The organism is Parasphingorhabdus sp. (genome assembly GCF_036964565.1).
Lineage (GTDB): Bacteria > Pseudomonadota > Alphaproteobacteria > Sphingomonadales > Sphingomonadaceae > Parasphingorhabdus.
The window spans coordinates 334,924-354,568 of the sequence record NZ_JBALTN010000002.1 but is presented as its reverse complement, the minus strand read 5'-3'; the positions used below and the strand labels follow the sequence as shown (position 1 = coordinate 354,568).

Sequence of the window (19,645 nt, the reverse complement as noted above, 5' to 3'; positions counted from 1 at the left end):
TGACAAAATGTCGGAAAATTACGTCTGCGAAGCTGTATAATAGGACTGTAATGCACGAACTTCAAGAGTCTGATCGCGCATCGCCTCAATCGCCAGCATCGCGGCATTGCTTGCGGTCGCGGTTGTATAGATCGGAATCTTGCCAACCAGCGCCGCGGCCCGGATCGATTTGGAATCCTTCAGCGACTGCCAGCCTTCGGTCGTGTTGAAGATCAGGTTGATATCGCCGTCCTTGATCCGGTCGACAATATGCGGCCGTCCCTCGACAACCTTGTTGACCTTTTCGACCGCAATGCCCCGTTCCGCCAGATAGTCCGCCGTTCCGGACGTGGCAATCAAGCGAAAGCCGAGCTTTTCGGCAAGGCGCGCGGCCGGTTCGATCACCTTCTTGTCGGTTTCCTTGACCGAGATGAAGACCGTGCCGCTGTCCGGCAACAGGTTGCTCGCACCCAGTTGCGCCTTGGCAAAGGCGATCGCGAAGCTCTGGTCGATGCCCATGACCTCGCCGGTCGATTTCATTTCCGGCGACAGAACCGGATCGATCCCGGGGAACCGGGCAAACGGGAACACCGCCTCCTTGACCGCGATATAGTCGATATGCCGGTTGATCACCGGCAGGTCCTTCAGCTTTTCCCCGGCCATCACGCGCGAGGCGATCTTGGCAATCGGCACGCCGATCGCCTTGGCGACAAAGGGCACCGTCCGGCTGGCCCGCGGATTGACCTCGATCAGATAGACCTCGCCATCCTTGACCGCGAACTGGATGTTCATCAGGCCGCGCACCTTCAGGCCAAAGGCCAGCGCTTCCGTCTGCCGTTCCATTTCGGCAATGATGTCGTCGCTCAGATTATAAGGCGGGATCGTGCAGGCGCTGTCGCCCGAATGCACACCGGCTTCCTCGATATGCTGCAATACGCCGCAGACCACGACCTGGTCGCCGTCGCAGATCGCGTCAACATCAACCTCGACCGCGTCACGCAGATACTGGTCGACCAGCACCGGACTGTCGCCCGACACCTGCACCGCGGTGTTGATATAATCCTCCAGCTGCGCCGGCCCGTCGACGATCTCCATCGCCCGGCCACCGAGCACGAAGCTCGGCCGCAGCAGCACCGGATAGCCGATCCGCTCGGCGATCTTGACCGCCTCGTCGCGGGTCCGGGCCATGCCGTTTTCCGGTTGCTTCAGTTTGAGCTTGTGAACCAGCTTGGCAAAGCGCTCGCGGTCCTCGGCCAGATCAATCGCGTCCGGCGATGTGCCGAGAATCGGAATCCCCGCATCCTCCAGCGCCTGCGCCAGCTTCAGCGGCGTCTGTCCGCCAAATTGCACGACCACCCCGACCAGTTCGCCCGACTGCTGCTCGACGTGCAGGATTTCCAGCACGTCCTCGGCGGTCAGCGGTTCGAAATAGAGACGGTCGGACGTGTCATAGTCGGTCGACACGGTTTCCGGGTTGCAGTTGACCATGATCGTCTCGTAACCCGCTTCGGACAGCGCGAAACAGGCGTGGCAGCAGCAATAGTCGAACTCGATGCCCTGCCCGATCCGGTTCGGACCGCCGCCGAGAATGACGATCTTCTTGCGATCCGACGGCTGCGCCTCGCATTCCGGAGCGCCGAAGATCGGCGCTTCATAGGTCGAATACATATAGGGGGTCTTGGCTTCGAATTCCGCCGCGCAGGTATCGATCCGCTTGAACACCGGCCGCACACCCAGCTTGTGGCGCAGCGCCCTGACGTCCGCTTCGGTCGTCGCTCCGGCCATCGCCGCCAGCGCATCGTGCACCAGTCCGCCGCCGCTCGCGACCGCGCGCCCGGCGCCACCGGCGACATGCACCGAATCGATCGCCAGCTTGGCCAGCCGCTCATCGGAGAAACCCATGGATTTCAGCTTGCGCAGCGCCTGCGCGTCGTTCGGCAGGCCGTTGTCGAGAACCGCTTGCTCCGCGTCGATGATTTCGCGAATTCGCGCCAGGAACCAGGGGTCAAAGCCGGCAATGGCGTGGATGTCCGCGTCGCTGAACCCTTCCCGCATCGCCTGCGCTGCGACCAGCAGCCGGTCCGGCGTGGCCCGAGCCAGTTCGGCGGAAATATCTTCCCGTGACGCACCGATCAGCGCCTGCACGCGGTTGAAGCCGTCCAGGCCCGTTTCCAGACCGCGCAGCGCCTTCTGCATCGATTCATGAATGTTGCGGCCGATCGCCATGACCTCGCCGACCGATTTCATCGCGGTCGACAGCAATGGCTCGGCGCCCTTGAACTTCTCGAAGGCAAAGCGCGGGATCTTGGTGACGATATAGTCGATCGTCGGCTCGAACGAGGCCGGGGTGGCGCCGGTGATGTCATTGTCGATCTCGTCCAGCGTATAGCCGACCGCCAGCTTCGCGGCGACGCTGGCAATCGGGAAACCGGTCGCCTTGGACGCCAGCGCCGACGAGCGCGACACCCGCGGGTTCATCTCGATCACGACCAGCCGGCCGTCCTTCGGATTGACCGCGAACTGAACGTTGGAACCGCCGGTTTCCACGCCGATTTCGCGCAGCACCGCGATGCTGGCGTTGCGCATGACCTGATATTCCTTGTCGGTCAGGGTCAGCGCCGGCGCGACGGTGATGCTGTCGCCGGTGTGCACGCCCATCGGGTCGACATTTTCGATCGAACAGATGATGATGCAATTGTCCGCCTTGTCGCGGACGACCTCCATCTCATATTCCTTCCAGCCGATCAGGCTTTCGTCGATCAGCACCTCGTTGGTCGGCGAGGCCTCCAGCGAGGTCCGCACATAATGGACAAATTCCTCGCGGTTATAGGCAACGCCGCCGCCGGTTCCGCCCATCGTGAAGCTTGGCCGCATGATCGCCGGCAGGCCGATTTCTTCCAGAATCTCCATCGCCTGTGCTTCGCTGTGCGCCACGGCGCTGCGCGGGCTTTCCAGCCCGATCCGGTCCATCGCCGCCTTGAACTTCTCGCGGTCCTCGGCCTTGTCGATCGCCTCGGCATCGGCACCGATCATCTGCACGCCATATTTCGCCAGCACGCCGCGCTTGTTCAGCGTCAGCGCGGTGTTCAGCGCCGTCTGCCCGCCCATTGTTGGCAGGATCGCGTCGGGACGCTCCTTCTCGATGATCTTCTCGACAATCTCCGGCGTGATCGGCTCGATATAGGTCGCATCCGCCATTTCCGGATCGGTCATGATCGTCGCCGGGTTGGAATTGACCAGGATGATCCGGTAGCCCTCTTCCTTCAGCGCCTTGCACGCCTGTGTGCCGGAATAATCAAACTCGCAGGCCTGGCCGATAATGATCGGACCGGCGCCGATGATCAGGATGGATTTTATGTCAGTTCTTTTGGGCATTGGTCAGGAGAACAATCTTGTGATAGGATGAACAGGAAATGGAGTTATGCTGCCATGGATAGGCCAAAAGTCGCGCAAACGGAACCGCAGGATGCCGACGATGGTTCGCCGCAAATTTCCGGCGGGGCGGATTGGGTTCACGAGTTGATTGCGATGACCCGGCCCGGCGTTGAAATCCGTTTTCCGCTGCGCGCCCTTCACGAACGGGTAATTCCGTTCCAATATGATGATTTTGGTTGATACCAATGTTTTCAGCGAGCTGACCAAACCGGGACCTGATGGCCGTGTTGTGGACTGGTTGTGGCGACACCGCAGCGAGACGTTGCTTTCGACCATCGTGGTAGCAGAATTGACCGTCGGTATCCGCAACACGCCAGGCGCAGCAAAGCGTGCGATGTTGCTGCCTTGGCTCGAACGGCTGAAACAGCACCACAAGGACCGGATTGTACCATTCGATCTGGCAACCGCCGAACGCTGGGGCGAATTTGCGGCACAAGTGCTGATCGCAGACCAACGGGTCGGCTCGCGCCAATTTGACAGCCTGATCGCGGCGCAGGCCCTGACGCTCGACGTTCCACTGGCGACGCGCAACGTCCGGGATTTCGACACAACCGATCTCCGACTCATCAATCCATGGGAAGATTGACCCGGAACAACATTCTGGATCTCGGCCTTCACTGAATATTGCCCCCGAAAGAAGCAGAGCCAGCAGCCAGGACAAAAGGGGATGATATGGCGGTTGCGGTAAGGATCACGCCGGGTTCTCGTCAGAAATCTCGCCATTCTCGTTACAGGCAAAACAGCCCCAGCCATCATGGTCGATATCATATTCGCTTTCGATCTCGAGGCACTTGCGGGTCAGCTCGCGGATCGTGTCGCGCTTCGTGTCCAGATCAATCTGCAGCTCGATCACCCACTCGTCATCCTCATTGGTGACCAAAGCCGAACGAAAGCCCCATTTTGCCGCGTCATTCTTTAGCTTGTTGAGATCGGCAACCGCCCCGACAAATTGCACGTTAATCTCGCGCACAATATGCGACACATCGCCGCCCGCTGCCATATTCTGCAGGATTTCGTCATCAATGGCCCATTCTTCGGCCAGATGGGCAGGATCGATAGGGCCGCTCATTGGCTAGCCTTCCAGAGAGTATAAAATTTCTTGGAATGGCTTTCATCGGTCGGATCCAAATCCACTATATCGATCGAAATGTTGAAGCGATCCGCTTGTTTGCGGACCTGATCCACTCGATCAATAATGTCGCTCTCCGTCAATGAAACCGGGATTTTTGCATTAACAAAACCCCCTTTTGATCCTTCGAGATTTCTCGCACCAAATTTCTCCAATGCAACACTCAATGCATCCAGATCATTTGACTGACCTGCCAGGTAAAAAGTCAGCCATGCATTTTCTGAAAAATCAGCATGAGTCTGGGCTTCCCTGACCTTTCCCGAGTCAATTTCTAAACGCTCATGTGCGATTGTCATTGCAAGCCCCCGACAAATTTCTTGAACAGATAGAAACTGTCCTGCGGCCCCGGACTGGCCTCGGGGTGATATTGCACGCCAAAGGCGCGCTTGCCGATGATCTCGATGCCGCAATTGCTGCCGTCGAACAGGCTCTTGTGGGTCTCGCGCACCGTGTCGGGCAGCGTGTCGCCGTCGACCGCAAAGCCGTGGTTCATGCTGGTAATCTCGACCAGCCCCTCGGTTTTGTCCCAGCCGCCGCCGATCCGCTGCACCGGATGGTTGGCGCCGCGATGACCTTGGTGCATCTTGACCGTCTTGGCGCCTGCCGCCAGCGCCAGCATCTGGTGGCCGAGGCAGATGCCGAACAGCGGAATATCGGCGTCCAGCAATTGCTTGATCACCGGCACCGCATATGCGCCGGTCGCCGCCGGATCGCCCGGCCCGTTCGACAGAAACACGCCCGCCGGCTTCAACGCCATGATTTCATCATATGACGTTTTAGCAGGAACAACAGTGACTTTTGCGCCAGCCTTCACAAGATTTCTGAAGATATTCCGCTTCGCCCCATAGTCGACCGCGACAATATGCGGACGGGTCGCGCAAGCCTCCAATGTCTCCAATGGTTCATAGCCATGGCCCAGCCGCCAGACGCCGCCCTGCTCCCAGAGCCGGGTCTCGTGCCCGGTCACGTCCTTCGCCAGATCCATGCCTTCGAGCCCGGCCCAGGCTCGCGCCCTGGCGAGCAGCTCGTCGACGTCGAACTTGCCGTCGGTGTCATGCGCGATCACTGCATTGGGCGCGCCCGCCTCGCGGATCCGCCGGGTCAGCGCCCTTGTGTCGACACCGCTGATGCCGATCCGGCCCTGCTCCGCCATCCACTGGTCGAATGGCTTCTGGTCGCGGAAATTGCTCGGCGCGGTGATGTCCTCGCGGACGATGCAGCCCAGCGCGTGCGGGCTGTCGGCCTCGACATCCTCGTCATTGGTGCCGACATTGCCGATATGGGGAAAGGTGAAGGTGACGATCTGCCCGGCATAGCTGGGATCGGTCATCACTTCCTGATAGCCGGTCATCGCGGTGTTGAAGCAGACTTCGCCGACCGCGGCGCCGGTCGCGCCAAAGCCCCTTCCCCACACGATCGTCCCGTCGGCCAATACCAATATCCCGGTCGCGCCCTGTGGAGCTTCGGGATTATGGGCATGGGTCATGGGCTGTTCCTTCGGGTCTGTCTAAGGCGCAAAATTTCATGGGGCCTAGAACCAGATTTCTGGCGCCACAATCTATGAAAATAATTATCTTCCCGCTATGGTGGTCGCTTACTCCAAAAATATGAGGAACGCCATGATTCGCGACACCGTGAAAGCCGCGCAAATTGCCGCCATGAAGGCCGGTGACAAGGATCGCACCGCCGCCACGCGCAGCATATTGGCGAAATTCAAGGACAAGGACATCGAACTGCGGAACAAGGATGACTCGCGCGACGATGATGCGATCCTGATTGATGTGCTGCAGAAAATGGCCAAGCAGCGCCGCGAATCGATCGACATGTTCGAAAGCGGCGGCCGCACCGAACTGGCCGCGGCGGAGAAGGCGGAACTTGCAGTGATCGAGGAATTCCTCCCCGCCCAGCTGGGCGACGCAGAGACCGCGGCGCTGATCGAAGGCATCAAGGCCGAACTCGGTGCCGACGGCATGAAGGACATGGGCCGGGTGATGGGCGAACTCAAGCAGCGCCACGGCACCGAAATCGACATGAGCAAGGCCAGCGCGATGGTGAAGGCAGCACTGAGCTGAAACCATGACCCTTTCCCCGCAATGGCTTGAACAATTGCGATCGCGTGTGACGCTGTCGACGCTGATCGGGCGAACGGTGAAGGTCCAGAAGGCGGGACGGGAATATAAGGCCTGCTGCCCCTTTCATAACGAAAAGACGCCCAGCTTCACGATCAACGACGAAAAGGGCTTCTACCACTGTTTCGGTTGCGGCGCGCATGGCGATGCGATCAGCTGGATGACCGAACAGCGCGGCCTTGGTTTCATGGATGCGGTCAAGGATCTCGCCGCCGAAGCGCAGATGGACGTCCCTGCCCCCGATCCGCGGGCGGCACAGCGGCAGGAAAGCCGCGCCACGCTGCATGATGTCATGGCGGCTGCCCAGGACTGGTTTGTCGCGCAGTTCAACAGCATTGAAGGTGCGGCGGCGCGGGACTATCTCAAGAACCGCGGCATATCGGAGCAAACCATCCGCGAATTCGGCTTCGGCTTCGCCCCCGATTCACGCGGACGGCTCAAGCAAGCGCTCTCCGCGCACGGCCTCGACCAGCTGATCGAGGCCGGACTGCTGATAAAGGTCGATGAGAAGGAGCCCTATGACCGGTTTCGCGGGCGGCTGATGATCCCGATCCGCGATCCGCGCGGTCGGGTGATCGCCTTTGGCGGCCGGATTCTGGGCGATGGCGAGCCGAAATATCTCAATTCTCCCGATACGCCGCTGTTCGACAAGGGGCGCACGCTTTACAATCTCGACAAGGCCTCGCCCGCGTCGCGCCAGACCGGCCGAATATTGGTCGTCGAAGGCTATATGGATGCCATCGCGCTGGCGCAGGCCGGCTTCGCCGATGTTGTGGCGCCCCTCGGCACGGCGCTGACCGAGCATCAGATCGAGCGCATCTGGAAAATGGTCGAGGCTCCGATCCTGTGCTTTGACGGCGACAGCGCCGGTCAGAAGGCGGCGATGCGCGCTGCTTTGCGCGCGTTGCCGATTCTCCGCCCTGCGCACAGCCTGAACTTCATTTCACTGCCCGCCGGCCAGGATCCGGATGACCTGATTCGTTCCGAGGGCGCCCATGCCTTTGGTAGCCTGGTCGCAAAGCCGCAGATGCTGGATGACAAGATCTGGCAGGTCGAATTGGAAGCAGAGCCGCTCAACACCCCGGAAGCAAAAGCAGGTCTCAAGAAACGACTTGCCGATCATGTTCGCGCCATTGCCGATCAGGACATCGCACAGCACTATCGGCAAGCTTTTGACGAACGCTATCAGGCAGCATTCTTTGCCCGAAAGAACGAGCGGCCAGATGGTCGTGGCTTCCAGACTCCCAATCGAAAATTTCCGTCAAAATTTGTCTCCCACCACCCGATGGACGATACCAAGAGTTTTCTGATCGAAGGTTATGACCTGCAGATCGCGAAAGCGATATTGGGCGGACTGATCCGTCATCCCTGCAGGATTTCTGGGCATTTCGAAGAGCTGAATGCCATCAAGCTTGCCGATTCGGCGTTGCAGTCCTTGCTGGGGGAACTGATCAATGTCGCCATGCGTAAAGAAACGCTTGATATGCAGGGCCTTCTTACCATATTGGAGAAGACAGATTGTTATAATGTCGCAAAAGGGCTGTTACGGGCCGATGCGCTGAATTTCACTTTCAACCGCAAACTGCCAGAGGATGCCCCTTCGCTTTTGATCGAACGGGCACATCGCGATTTGGCGGAAGCGATCAAGGTGGTGACAGCGCGTCCGGGACTGGAAGCAGCCTTGGCGGAGGCAACGCGGCGAGTGCAGGACGATCTGACGGAAGAAAGTTATGCAGAGCAGCAGAGGCTTCGCAAGGCAAAGCAGTTATTTCATGAGCGGTTGGTCGACCTGACCCAGATCGACGACTGAGTATAGTTTCAAATTAGGGGCCTGAGCCATTGGCAAGTAAAGCAAAAAATTCCAAAGCCGAAGACGAACCGTTGATCGATCTGAATGACAGCGGGATCAAGAAGCTGATCGCACAGGCCAAGAAGCGCGGCTATCTGACGATTGACGAGCTGAACGAAGCACTGCCTCAGGACCAGAACGAGCAGATTGAAGATGTGATGTCTGCGATCTCGGAAATGGGCGTACGGATCGTCGAGAATGACGAAGAAGCTGCCGAAGAAATGGGCGGCGAAGAAGTCGAATCCATCGACGGCAAGGATAAAGAGAAAAAATCCTCGGCGGCCGCTCCCAAGAAAGCGACTGCAGACCGGACCGACGATCCGGTGCGCATGTATTTGCGCGAAATGGGCGCCGTTGAATTGCTGAGCCGCGAAGGCGAAATTGCCATTGCCAAGCGCATCGAAGCGGGCCGCGACACCATGATCTGGGGCCTTTGCGAAAGCCCGACCACCTTCAACGCAATTATCGAATGGTCGACTGCGCTCAACGATGGCGAGATGCAGTTGCGCGAGATCCTTGATCTCGATGCCATGCTTTCCAAGGATCCGGTTCCGGAAAATCTGGAAGAAGGCGACGATGACGACGGAGAAATCAGCGAAAAGACCGCAGGTCCCTCGTTCAAGGATGATGACGAGGTAGAAGATGCCGAGCCCGAAGATGGCGAGGATGACGATGAGGCAGAGCTGACCGAACGGCGTACCAAGCGGGTCGTTGAAGAGGAAGAGGAAGACAACACTCTTTCCCTGGCGCAGATGGAAGAAACGCTGAAACCCGGCGCGCTTGAAAAATTCGCCCTGATCACCTCGGTGTTCAAGAAATTTTCGAAACTGCAGACAACGCGGCTGGAATCGCTTGCCGCGGGCAAGGATTTTCCGGCGGCTTCGGAAAAGAAATATCACGATTTGCGCGAAGAGCTGACGGCCTTGGTCGAAAGCGTGCAATTTCACGCCAACAAGATCGAATTTCTGGTCGACCAGCTCTATTCGTTCAACCGCCGGTTGACCACGCTGGGCGGACAGATGCTGCGCTTGGCAGAACGCCACAAGGTCCCTCGCCGGGCCTTCCTGGAAAGCTATGTCGGCAACGAACTCGACGACAACTGGCTGGCCAGCATGGCCAAGACGGACAAGAAATGGGCCGCCTTTGTCGAGAAGGAAGCCGACGCGGTCGATCGCATCCGCGCGGAAATTTCCGACATCGCAAATGCCACCGGTACCTCGCTTGTCGAATTCCGCCGGATCGTGAACATGGTGCAAAAGGGCGAGCGCGAAGCCCGCATTGCCAAGAAGGAAATGGTCGAAGCCAATCTGCGCCTCGTCATTTCCATTGCCAAAAAATATACCAATCGCGGCCTGCAATTCCTCGATCTGATCCAGGAAGGCAATATCGGCCTGATGAAAGCGGTCGATAAGTTCGAATATCGCCGCGGCTACAAGTTCAGCACCTATGCCACCTGGTGGATCCGTCAGGCAATCACGCGCAGCATCGCGGATCAGGCAAGAACGATCCGCATCCCGGTGCACATGATCGAGACGATCAACAAGCTGGTCCGCACCAGCAGACAGTTCCTGCACGAACAGGGCCGCGAACCGACGCCCGAGGAAATGGCCGAGCGCCTATCGATGCCGCTCGAAAAGGTCCGCAAGGTGATGAAGATCGCCAAGGAGCCGATCAGCCTCGAAACGCCGATCGGCGACGAGGAAGATTCGCATCTCGGCGACTTCATCGAGGACAAGAATGCGATCATTCCCGTCGACGCCGCGATCCAGGCCAATCTGAAGGAAACGGTCACCCGCGTTTTGGCCAGCCTGACACCGCGCGAGGAACGCGTTCTGCGCATGCGCTTCGGCATCGGCATGAACACCGACCATACACTGGAAGAGGTTGGACAGCAGTTCAGCGTCACGCGCGAGCGTATTCGCCAGATCGAAGCCAAGGCGCTGCGAAAGCTGAAACACCCTAGCCGCAGCCGCAAGATGCGCAGTTTTCTGGACCAATAGCCGGCAGGCAGGGACTCGTCGCTGCTATGGTTTGCAAAACCCTAACGGGCGGTAAACCGACTCTTTAGGTATGGCCCCTATATTGGGAGCGGACAAAGATGCTTAAGGCATTTTTGTGGCCACGCTCGGGATATGGGATACGCGATGCCAGGACAGAACGCACAGTTGGAGACCGCACGGGAGTACGCCGGACATGGCCGTACCCAAGGTAGCGACATGGCGCCCTATGTGCGGCTTATCGCCGAGGATTTCTCAGTGCTCTCGGGCGCGGATATCGCCGATATTGCGCATTTCATGTGCATATTGCACGGACGGCATCCGGGGTTGATCGATCACGCCGCGACAAAAACCACAGACAATGCGGCCCGCGAGTGGCTGGTGGAGGCCACCAACGGCTTCGCCGCCGAGCGCGCTTTTCTAACCAAACTGACCGTGGCAGCAGGCCCGATCTCCGGAGTCAGCGCCGACGACCAGAGCAACGCAGCCGTTTTGGGGCAGCGCAAGGCCTTGGAAATGCTGTCCCAATCCGATCGCAGCGGATGCGCCATCGGGGCCGCTATCGCGCTCGTCGCCGACTGGCATTGCATCCGGCAAATTCTCGAACCCATCGCGCTACGCGTCGGTGTCGAAGCGCGCGCATCCACCTTGCCGGATATCCGGAAGACCGCCGAACTCAACGCCCAACTGGCGACTACACCAGCGCTCGAACGGGCCCTCAATTTTGGTGCCGAACAGCTTCTGAATCAGCATCGCGGTCTCTGGCAGCTTCTGGAATCCCGGCGCAGCACCCGCCTGTTGCGCTGAGCCGTCGCTGCGACGTTCGCAGAACTTAACTAAATGATTAACTTGCCTGGAATGGGAGTTTTCCCTATCGCTTCTGCTTTGACGTTCACGGCAAGGAATAGAAAATCATGCGTTTTGACGGTACCCAGGACTATGTTGCAACCGATGATCTGAAGGTTGCAGTCAATGCCGCGATGACCCTGAGGCGGCCCCTCTTGGTCAAGGGCGAACCAGGCACCGGCAAGACCGTCCTCGCTTATGAAATCGCCAAGGCAATGGGAACCCCGCTGATCGAGTGGAATGTCAAGTCGACCACCAAAGCCCATCAGGGCCTCTATGAGTATGACGCGGTGGCGCGGCTGCGCGACGGCCAGTTGGGGGACGAGCGGGTGCACGATATCTCCAACTATATCCGCAAGGGCAAATTGTGGGAGGCATTCACCGCTCCCGAACTGCCGGTGCTGCTGATTGACGAGATCGACAAGGCGGACATCGAGTTTCCCAACGACCTGCTGCAGGAACTCGACCGCATGGAATTCCATGTCTACGAAACCAAAGAAACGGTCAAGGCGGTGGAACGGCCGATCGTGATCATCACCTCCAACAACGAAAAGGAACTGCCGGACGCCTTCCTGCGCCGCTGTTTCTTCCACTATATCAAATTCCCCGACCGGGAAACGATGCAGGAAATCATCAACGTCCATTTCCCCGATATTCAGGGTGTATTGGTCAAGAAGGCGATGGACATATTCTACGATGTCCGCGACGTCCCGGGCCTCAAGAAAAAGCCGAGCACCAGCGAACTGCTCGACTGGCTCAAACTGATCCTCAACGAGGATATGCCGCTCGAGGTGCTGCAATCGAAGGATTCGAGCAAGGCCATTCCGCCCTTGCATGGGGCGCTTCTCAAGAACGAACAGGACGTGATGCTGTTCGAGCGGCTGGCATTCATGGCAAAGCGCGAAGCGCGCTAGGCAGAGGTCCGGACGATGTTCTTCAATTTCATGGACGAACTCAGGGCCGCCGGAATCTCAGCTTCGCTGAAGGAACATCTGGTGCTGCTCGAAGCGCTGGAGAAGGACGTGATCCGCCGCAGCCCCGAGGAATTCTACTATCTCTCCCGCGCGACCTTCGTGAAGGACGAAGGCCTGCTCGACCGCTTCGACCAGGTATTTTCAAAGGTCTTCAAGGGGATCGAAACTTCCTACGGCACCAAGGAAGAGGATATTCCGCTCGACTGGCTGAAAGCCGTCGCCGAGAAATATCTCTCCGAGGAGGAAATGGCGAAGATCAACTCGCTCGGCAGCTGGGACGAAATCATGCAGACGCTGAAGGAGCGGCTCGAGGAACAGCAGAAGCGGCATGAGGGCGGCAGCAAGTGGATCGGCACCGGTGGCACCTCCCCTTACGGCAATTCCGGATATAATCCCGAAGGAGTCCGGATCGGCGGCGAAGGCGGCCAGAAAAAGGCGCTCAAGGTCTGGGACAAGCGCGAATTCCAGAATCTCGACAACAGCAAGCTGCTGGGCACGCGCAACATCAAGGTGGCGCTGCGGCGGCTGCGGAAATTTGCTCGTGAAGGTGCCGCGGACGAGCTTGATATTGACCGGACGATCAATGGCACGGCGAAGCAGGGCTGGCTCGACATTCACATGCGTCCGGAGCGGCATAACGCCGTGAAATTGCTGCTTTTTCTTGATGTTGGCGGGTCGATGGATCCGTTCATCAAGCTCTGCGAAGAGCTGTTCAGTGCGGCCACCGCGGAATTCAAGAATCTCGAGTTCTTTTATTTCCACAATTGCCCCTATGAAGGCCTGTGGAAGGACAATCGCCGCCGCTTTTCAGAGCGCACCAACACTTGGGACGTGCTGCACAAATATGGTCACGACTATAAACTTATTTTTGTCGGCGATGCGTCGATGAGCCCCTATGAAATCACCCATCCGGGCGGCTCGGTCGAACATTTCAATGAAGAGGCCGGGGTGACCTGGATGCAGCGACTGACCAACACCTACCCTGCCGCGGCCTGGCTCAATCCAGTTCCGGAAAAACAGTGGGGATATTCGCAAAGCGTTAAGATCATTCGGGAAATCATGAATGACCGGATGTATCCGCTGACCGTGGACGGGCTTAGCGATGCGATGAAGGAACTGACCCGCAAGCAGGGATGATCGCTAGCCTTCGACCGCCAGCAGCGTCGTGCCGTCATATTTTTCGGCGGCCGGTTCGAAGATTTCGGACATCTCGAAATGATGGTCCTCGACGCGAACATCTTTCAGTCCGGACAGCTTGAAGGTCCCGAGCTTGACCTCTTTCGGCGGCTGCCCGTCTTTCTCCAGCGGCACAGCATCAACATACATTTCGTCGTGGCGCGTGTAGAGAATATGCGGCGCCAGCTTGAAAATCGTATTGTTATAAGTTGCCGCTACACATTTTTTCAGTGCCACGCCTTCAAATATTTCCTTGCTCGGTAACATTCGGACAAATTATCATATTGGTGGCCAATTGCAATAAGTATGTTGCAGCGCAGCATATCAATAAAGCAGATGGCCTTCCACGGTCTTGGCCCACGCTTGCTCGCCCGGTTCCGCCGCCGCGTCGAGGTCGCCGGGCGTGGCCGAGGAATCCTCGATCCATTGCCGCAGCACCGGCCCGCCATTGATCACATCAAACGCCAGCTTGTCCTCTTCATATTCGTAGGGAAAATCGCGCCACAGATCATAACCGGGCGACAGGCAGGCGATCGCCTTGAGCGCGAGCGCCTGCAATCGCCATGGCCGGAAGGCGTGATGGTCATAAGCCCTGCCCTCCGCGTGAATTTGCACGCCGTTGCACAATTGCCCCTGATGCTTGTGGAAGGTCGGCTCGAACCAGATTTCCCGCAGCACGCATCCCGCGAGCCATTGCGGCGCCATTCGCTGCATTTCAGCAATGACGGCGCGCGCATCGATATCCGGAGCCCCGAACAGTTCAAGCGGCCGGGTGGTCCCGCGCCCCTCGGAAAGCGTCGTCCCTTCCAGCATGACCGTGCCCGCATAGGCCCGCGCCATGTTGACATTCGCCGCATTGGGACTGGGATTGATCCAGATGCGGTCCTGCGGCCAGCCAAAGCCGGCTCCGTCCGGTTGCCACCCCTGCATGGCGATGACCCTGTAATCCACATCCAGGCCGAAATGACTGACCATCCACTGGCCCATTTCTCCCATGGTCAGCCCGTGCCGCATCGGCATCGGGCCAGCCCCGACAAAGCTTTCCCATCCCTCTTCCAGCAGCGTGCCTTCGATCGGCCTGCCAGCCGGATTGGGCCTGTCCAGCACCCACACGGCCTTGCCGTGCTCGGCAGCGGCTTCCAACATGTATCGCAGCGTGGTGATGAAGGTATAGATGCGGCACCCCAGGTCCTGCAGATCGATCAGGATGACGTCGAATGTCGCCATGGATTGCGCCGTCGGACGGCGGACTTCTCCGTAGAGGCTGAATACCGGGATATTATGAACCGGATCCATGAAATCCTCGGTCTCGATCATATTGTCCTGCTTATCGCCACGCAGCCCGTGCTGCGGGCCAAAGGCCGCCGTCAGGTTGATGTCATCGAGCGCGGACAAGGCATCCAGGCTGTGCACCAGATCGCCTGTCACGGATGCCGGGTGCGCCAGCAGCGCCACGCGCTTTCCCGCCAATGGCCGACGCAGTTCCGCCTCTTCGACCAGCCTGTCTATTCCGAATTTCATGTGCGTGTCGCTGCCTCTATCCTTAGCCCGTAGCAATCCTGATGGTGAAAGTCCGGCTTACCCTCCGGATGCGCCAAAGCCCACAGGGATTTCTCCCCGCGCTGCAATTCGATTACCGCGGACAGGCCGGCTTCGAGATCGATCTGCCGCCAGTCATCCGGAACGGCAAAACCGGCTTCGAGGCCGATATGGGTATCGCTGAAATCAAGGAATATTTCGGGTGCTGTTGCCAGCGCGAGGGGAGTCATTCCCTCCCGATAGCCGGTAAAACCGTAAGCGGCCCAGTCGCCAGACGGCGAAAAATTATACTCGCAATAACGCTCTGCCCGCGGGTCCTTCAGAAACAGTTCGAAGCAGCTATGTTGCCACAGATTATCGGTGCGGCCCGGATCGTCGCTCTCTTCCGGCAGCCTGACCCTCTCGACGGCGCCTTCCACATGATACCGCACCCAGAACATACCGGCCCCGGACAGCGACCATTCCGCGCTTATCGATTCGATCGCGGACGACGGCGTCGCCGAATGGCATTGCAGGTTCAAACGCATATTGCGACTTTCGTGATCCCCATGTAACGCACCCATCCATGACCCAATATCAATCCGATCTCCTGCGTCTACTGAATGATCGCGGCTATATCCACCAGTTAACCGATGCCCAGGCATTGGATAGGCTTGCCGCGACGACGGTAATTCCCGGGTATATCGGCTTCGACGTGACGGCAGATTCCCTGCACGTGGGCAATCTGGTGCAGATCATGCTGCTTCGTCGGCTGCAGCAGGCCGGACACAAGCCGATCGTGCTCATGGGCGGCGGCACCACCAAGGTCGGCGATCCTTCCGGCAAGGACGAGATGCGCAAGTTGCTCGATGATGACGGCATTGCGTCAAACTTCGCCAAGATCCGGGACAGTTTCGAGAATTTCCTGACCTTTGGCGATGGTCCGACCGATGCGATCATGGTGAACAACGACGACTGGCTGGGTCAGCTGCAATATATCCCGTTCCTCCGGGATGTTGGCCGGCATTTCACGATCAATCGCATGCTGGCTTTTGATTCGGTAAAGCTCCGGCTGGAACGCGAGCAGCCGCTGACCTTCCTCGAATTCAACTATATGATCCTGCAGGCCTACGATTTTATGGAATTGTCGCGCCAATATGGCTGCAAGCTGCAGATGGGCGGGTCCGACCAGTGGGGCAATATCGTCAACGGCATCGAACTGGCCCGCCGCATGGATGGTGCCGAATTGTTCGGGGTCACCACCCCCCTGATCACCAAGGCGGACGGCTCGAAAATGGGCAAGTCCGTAGACGGCGCGATCTGGCTGAATGCCGAACGGCTCTCGCCCTATGATTATTGGCAATTCTGGCGGAATACCGATGATCGGGATGTCGGCAAGTTCATGCGGCTGTTCACCGACATCGAGCTCGGCGAGATCGCCCGCCTGGAAGCGCTCAAAGGTTCTGAGATCAACGAGGCAAAGAAGAGGCTGGCGGATGCCGCCACCGCGATGGCGCATGGCGAGGCGGCGGCGGCACAGGCCGCGCAAACCGCGCAACAGACGTTCGAACAGGGCGCGGCGGGTGGTGATTTGCCGGTGTTCGAAGTGGCTGAAACCCCGATTTCCATTCTCGACGCGCTGGTCGGAATCGGCTTTTGTGCGTCAAAGGGTGAAGCCAAGCGCCTGGTTGCAGGCGGCGGCGCGAAAATCGATGATGAGGCCGTCAGCGACGCCGGAGCAATGATCGAGCTGCTGGATGCGGACCGAAAAATCTCCGCGGGAAAGAAGAAGCACGGGTTGCTTCGCAAAGCCTGAGCTCAGCCCCGACAGCGCTGTTTACGCCCATTTACCATTTATTCTCACTCGCACTCTATTGTCGTGGTGAACGATAATCTGGAGTCCGACGACATGACGAGCGTATCGCACGACACATCACAAGATCTGCGCCGGGCGACGCGTTTTCCGGTCGATTACCGGACTGTCGCCGAACTTCCTTGCGGGGACGAAATACGGGTTCGCATCGCCAATATTTCCGCGCATGGCATGATGCTGACCGATGCCATCGAGATGACCAAGGGTGACCGGCTGGTCGTCCGCCTGCCGGTTGCCGGCCGGATCGAAGCCTTTCTGGTCTGGTCCCATCAGGGACGGCATGGTTTCGAGTTTGAACGGGTTATCCGCGAACCCGATTTTGTTGCGATGCTCGACAAGTTCAACAAGCTCTAACGCCTATCCGCTGCGCAGGAGACTGACGCCCCAGTCGCGTTCAAAGAGATAGAGCGCCACCCTAGCCGCCTTCCCCCGTTCGCTCGCCAGTCCGCCATCGCGGTCGAGAAGAAGCCGGGCGTCGTCGGTTGCCGCTCCGATCAGCGCGTTGACCTGTGCCGGGGTCGCGACCCGAAAGCCGGCATCACCCGATTGCCTTGTGCCGAGAAGCTCCCCTGCCCCGCGCAGCCGCAGATCTTCTTCGGCGATCCGGAAGCCGTCGTTGGTCTCGCGCATCAGGGTCAGCCGGGCGCGAGCGGTCTCGCTCAAATTCTCGCCGCGAATCAGCAGGCAGTTTGACTTGACGCTGCCGCGGCCCACGCGTCCGCGCAGCTGGTGCAACTGGGCCAGACCGAATCGGTCGGCCGCCTCGATGATCATCAGACTGGCATTGGGCACATCCACACCGACTTCGATGACCGTGGTGGCGACGAGAATCTTGATCTCATCGCGCTGGAAGCGGCTCATCACCAGGTCTTTTTCCGTTGCCTTCATGCGTCCGTGGACCAGACCGACCTGGTCGCCAAACCGGGCTTTCAGACTGGCGGCGCGATCTTCCGCCGCCGCCAGATCGCTTTTTTCGCTTTCTTCGATCAGCGGGCACACCCAGTATGCCTGCCCCCCCGCCGCGACATGGCGGGCCAGTCCGTCGACGACATCGCCCAGACGGCCATCGGAAATCACGCTGGTATCGATCGTCTGCCGCCCCGGCGGCAGCTCGTCAATCCGCGAGACATCCATTTCCCCGAACTGGCTGAGGGTCAGCGTCCGCGGGATCGGCGTGGCGGTCATGGCCAGCAGATGCGGCGTTCGTTCGGCCTTCTGGGTAAGCATCAGCCGCTGCGACACGCCGAATTTATGCTGTTCGTCGATGACCGCCACCGCAAGATTGCGGTACCGGACATGCTCCTGGAAAATCGCATGGGTTCCGATCAATATGTCGATAGACCCATCCATCAGACCCATCAGCGTCGCCTCGCGAACCTTGCCCTTGTCGCGACCGGTCAGGATGGCCAGGTTGACGGGCAAGCCGGCCAGCAGGTTCTGCAGGCTGGCATGATGCTGGCGGGCCAGGATTTCGGTGGGGGCCAGAAAGGCTCCCTGATAGCCGGCCTCCACCGCCGACAGCAGGGCCATCACCGCCACCAGCGTCTTGCCCGAGCCGACATCTCCCTGCAGCAGGCGCAACATCGGTGCGCTTTGCGCGAGGTCGCCCTCGATCTCGGCAATGCAGCGCATCTGTGCGCTGGTCAGTGCGAAAGGCAGATTCAGCTTTTGCCGAAGCCTGCCGTCTCCCTGGACGGGGATTCCCCTCTTGCTGCGGTTGCTGGCGCGGACCAGCATGAAGGCCAGCTGGTTGGCGAACACTTCGTCATAGGCCAGTCGGTCGCTGGCATTCCCGGTTTCGGAACGATGCAGGGCCAGAATGCTGTCCTTCCAGCCCTTCCAGTCCTTTGCCGCGAGCTGGCTGGGTTCGATCCATTCCGGAAGCTGCGGGGCAAGGGCCAGCGATTGGTCGATCAGTTGCCGCATCCGCGCATTGCCCAGCCCGTCTGCCAGCGGGTAAACCGGTTCGAGCAGCGGAATGGCCTCCGCCTCGGCAGGGTCGAGCACCTGATCGGGATGAACGATCTGCAGTTCGTCCCCATAGCGTTCCAGCTTGCCCGAAATGACCCTGGGTTCGCCGAGCGGCAGCAATTTTTTCGGCCAGCCGGGGTTGCGACCGAAGAAGGTCAGGCTGACATAGTTGCCGCTGCCGTCGGCGGCGTGCACCCGCAACGGGCTGCGCGGGCCTCCGCTGCGATAGTCGACCGGGGTCACCTTGATGACGATCGTTTCCCCGACATCCTGTTCATCCAGTGTATCGACGCGCCTGCGATGCACCCAGTAGCTCGGCTGGTGATAGAGCAGATCCTTCACCCGGGTCAGCCGCAGCTTCTCGAGCGGCTTGGCCAGCACCTTGCCGACGCCCTTGAGCGACTGGGTTTCGCCAAATAATGGATTGAGTATCTCGGGGCGCATGTCTATCCGCCTTTATACCCTCGCTGGCACATTACGCCAGCCAAGTTGGAGCAATATTATGGACCGCGAAACACGGCTGAAACGGCTGCAATTTCGCGCCTGGCATCGCGGAACCCGTGAGGCGGATTTTCTGATCGGTGGATTTTTTGACCGGTACAGCCCCGAATGGTCGGACCAGCAGATGGACTGGTTCGAAACGCTGCTGGTCGAAGACGACGTGGACGTGATGGCCTGGGCGATCGGAACCCTGCCCGTCCCGCCGGCTTTCGACGGGCCGGAAATGGCGGCGATGCAGCGGCTCGACTATATCGACGCCACCCGATGA

19 protein-coding genes are annotated in these 19,645 nt (G+C 59.2%); 11 read left to right on the top strand and 8 right to left on the bottom strand.

Features of this window, described 5'->3' with window-relative positions; all coding sequences use genetic code 11:
• Positions 1 to 18: 18 nt before the first annotated feature.
• On the bottom strand, positions 19 to 3,354 hold the full coding sequence (carB, locus tag V7650_RS03725; RefSeq protein ID WP_335654887.1) for a carbamoyl-phosphate synthase large subunit: 3,336 nt from the start codon (positions 3,352 to 3,354) through the stop codon (positions 19 to 21).
• 54 nt (positions 3,355 to 3,408) lie between these two features.
• Between carB and V7650_RS03720 the strand changes: the two genes are divergently transcribed.
• Both V7650_RS03720 and V7650_RS03715 read left to right on the top strand, forming a co-directional pair.
• The gene (locus tag V7650_RS03720; protein WP_335654886.1) at positions 3,409 to 3,594 is read left to right on the top strand and encodes a hypothetical protein; all 186 of its coding nucleotides are present in this window, start codon (positions 3,409 to 3,411) and stop codon (positions 3,592 to 3,594) included.
• Complete coding sequence (locus V7650_RS03715) at positions 3,578 to 4,000, top strand: PIN domain-containing protein (RefSeq protein WP_335654885.1); 423 nt, start codon at positions 3,578 to 3,580, stop codon at positions 3,998 to 4,000. The genes V7650_RS03720 and V7650_RS03715 overlap by 17 nt, the downstream gene beginning before the upstream one ends.
• 105 nt (positions 4,001 to 4,105) lie before the next feature.
• On the opposite strand, the gene V7650_RS03710 is transcribed toward V7650_RS03715, so the two are convergent.
• The 3 genes from V7650_RS03710 to carA are packed head-to-tail and all read right to left on the bottom strand — an operon-like array spanning position 4,106 to position 6,029.
• A complete protein-coding gene (locus V7650_RS03710) occupies positions 4,106 to 4,483 on the bottom strand; it encodes a ribonuclease E inhibitor RraB (protein WP_335654884.1) in 378 nt (125 codons plus the stop codon).
• Positions 4,480 to 4,839, bottom strand: a complete 360-nt coding sequence (locus V7650_RS03705; protein WP_335654883.1) for a hypothetical protein — start codon at positions 4,837 to 4,839, stop codon at positions 4,480 to 4,482. Before V7650_RS03705 ends, V7650_RS03710 begins: the two co-directional genes overlap by 4 nt.
• Positions 4,836 to 6,029, bottom strand: coding sequence for a glutamine-hydrolyzing carbamoyl-phosphate synthase small subunit (carA, locus tag V7650_RS03700; protein ID WP_335654882.1), 1,194 nt, complete (start codon positions 6,027 to 6,029; stop codon positions 4,836 to 4,838). Before carA ends, V7650_RS03705 begins: the two co-directional genes overlap by 4 nt.
• Before the next feature lie 133 nt (positions 6,030 to 6,162).
• On the opposite strand from carA, the gene V7650_RS03695 reads away from it, so the two are divergent.
• The 6 genes from V7650_RS03695 to V7650_RS03670 all read left to right on the top strand — a co-directional run bounded on the left by V7650_RS03695 (position 6,163) and on the right by V7650_RS03670 (position 13,475).
• Positions 6,163 to 6,615 (top strand): GatB/YqeY domain-containing protein, encoded by a 453-nt coding sequence (locus V7650_RS03695; protein WP_335654881.1) that lies wholly within the window; start codon positions 6,163 to 6,165, stop codon positions 6,613 to 6,615.
• 4 nt (positions 6,616 to 6,619) lie between these two features.
• Positions 6,620 to 8,482: a DNA primase gene (dnaG, locus tag V7650_RS03690; RefSeq protein ID WP_335654880.1), complete on the top strand. Its 1,863-nt coding sequence runs from the start codon at positions 6,620 to 6,622 to the stop codon at positions 8,480 to 8,482.
• Between the two features lie 29 nt (positions 8,483 to 8,511).
• Positions 8,512 to 10,521, top strand: a complete 2,010-nt coding sequence (rpoD, locus tag V7650_RS03685) for an RNA polymerase sigma factor RpoD (RefSeq protein ID WP_335654879.1) — start codon at positions 8,512 to 8,514, stop codon at positions 10,519 to 10,521.
• Between the two features lie 132 nt (positions 10,522 to 10,653).
• Positions 10,654 to 11,325 carry a DUF6975 family protein gene (locus V7650_RS03680; RefSeq protein WP_442955251.1) on the top strand — a complete coding sequence of 224 codons (672 nt, stop codon included), beginning with the start codon at positions 10,654 to 10,656 and terminating at the stop codon, positions 11,323 to 11,325.
• Between the two features lie 107 nt (positions 11,326 to 11,432).
• Entirely contained in the window at positions 11,433 to 12,278 is an 846-nt protein-coding gene (locus V7650_RS03675; RefSeq protein ID WP_335654877.1) for an AAA family ATPase, read from the top strand.
• A 15-nt stretch (positions 12,279 to 12,293) separates the two neighbouring features.
• A complete protein-coding gene (locus tag V7650_RS03670; RefSeq protein ID WP_335654876.1) occupies positions 12,294 to 13,475 on the top strand; it encodes a vWA domain-containing protein in 1,182 nt (393 codons plus the stop codon).
• Between the two features lie 3 nt (positions 13,476 to 13,478).
• Here V7650_RS03670 and V7650_RS03665 read toward each other — a convergent pair whose 3' ends face one another.
• From V7650_RS03665 to V7650_RS03655, 3 genes are read right to left on the bottom strand one after another with little or no spacing between them, the layout of a single operon-like run.
• A complete protein-coding gene (locus tag V7650_RS03665; protein WP_335654875.1) occupies positions 13,479 to 13,781 on the bottom strand; it encodes a hypothetical protein in 303 nt (100 codons plus the stop codon).
• A 57-nt stretch (positions 13,782 to 13,838) separates the two neighbouring features.
• Positions 13,839 to 15,035 carry an exo-beta-N-acetylmuramidase NamZ family protein gene (locus V7650_RS03660; protein ID WP_335654874.1) on the bottom strand — a complete coding sequence of 399 codons (1,197 nt, stop codon included), beginning with the start codon at positions 15,033 to 15,035 and terminating at the stop codon, positions 13,839 to 13,841.
• The gene (locus tag V7650_RS03655) at positions 15,032 to 15,580 is read right to left on the bottom strand and encodes a DOMON-like domain-containing protein (protein ID WP_335654873.1); all 549 of its coding nucleotides are present in this window, start codon (positions 15,578 to 15,580) and stop codon (positions 15,032 to 15,034) included. Before V7650_RS03655 ends, V7650_RS03660 begins: the two co-directional genes overlap by 4 nt.
• Before the next feature lie 38 nt (positions 15,581 to 15,618).
• Between V7650_RS03655 and tyrS the strand changes: the two genes are divergently transcribed.
• Together tyrS and V7650_RS03645 are read left to right on the top strand one after the other, a co-directional pair.
• Complete coding sequence (tyrS, locus tag V7650_RS03650) at positions 15,619 to 16,848, top strand: tyrosine--tRNA ligase (RefSeq protein ID WP_335654872.1); 1,230 nt, start codon at positions 15,619 to 15,621, stop codon at positions 16,846 to 16,848.
• Between the two features lie 93 nt (positions 16,849 to 16,941).
• Positions 16,942 to 17,259: a PilZ domain-containing protein gene (locus V7650_RS03645; protein ID WP_335654871.1), complete on the top strand. Its 318-nt coding sequence runs from the start codon at positions 16,942 to 16,944 to the stop codon at positions 17,257 to 17,259.
• Positions 17,260 to 17,262: 3 nt separating this feature from the next.
• Here the strand turns inward: V7650_RS03645 and recG are convergent, their stop codons facing one another.
• Positions 17,263 to 19,320 (bottom strand): ATP-dependent DNA helicase RecG, encoded by a 2,058-nt coding sequence (gene recG / locus V7650_RS03640; RefSeq protein WP_335654870.1) that lies wholly within the window; start codon positions 19,318 to 19,320, stop codon positions 17,263 to 17,265.
• A gap of 58 nt (positions 19,321 to 19,378) precedes the next feature.
• Here recG and V7650_RS03635 point away from each other — a divergent pair, with 58 nt between their 5' ends.
• Positions 19,379 to 19,645: an FAD assembly factor SdhE gene (locus V7650_RS03635; protein ID WP_335654869.1), complete on the top strand. Its 267-nt coding sequence runs from the start codon at positions 19,379 to 19,381 to the stop codon at positions 19,643 to 19,645.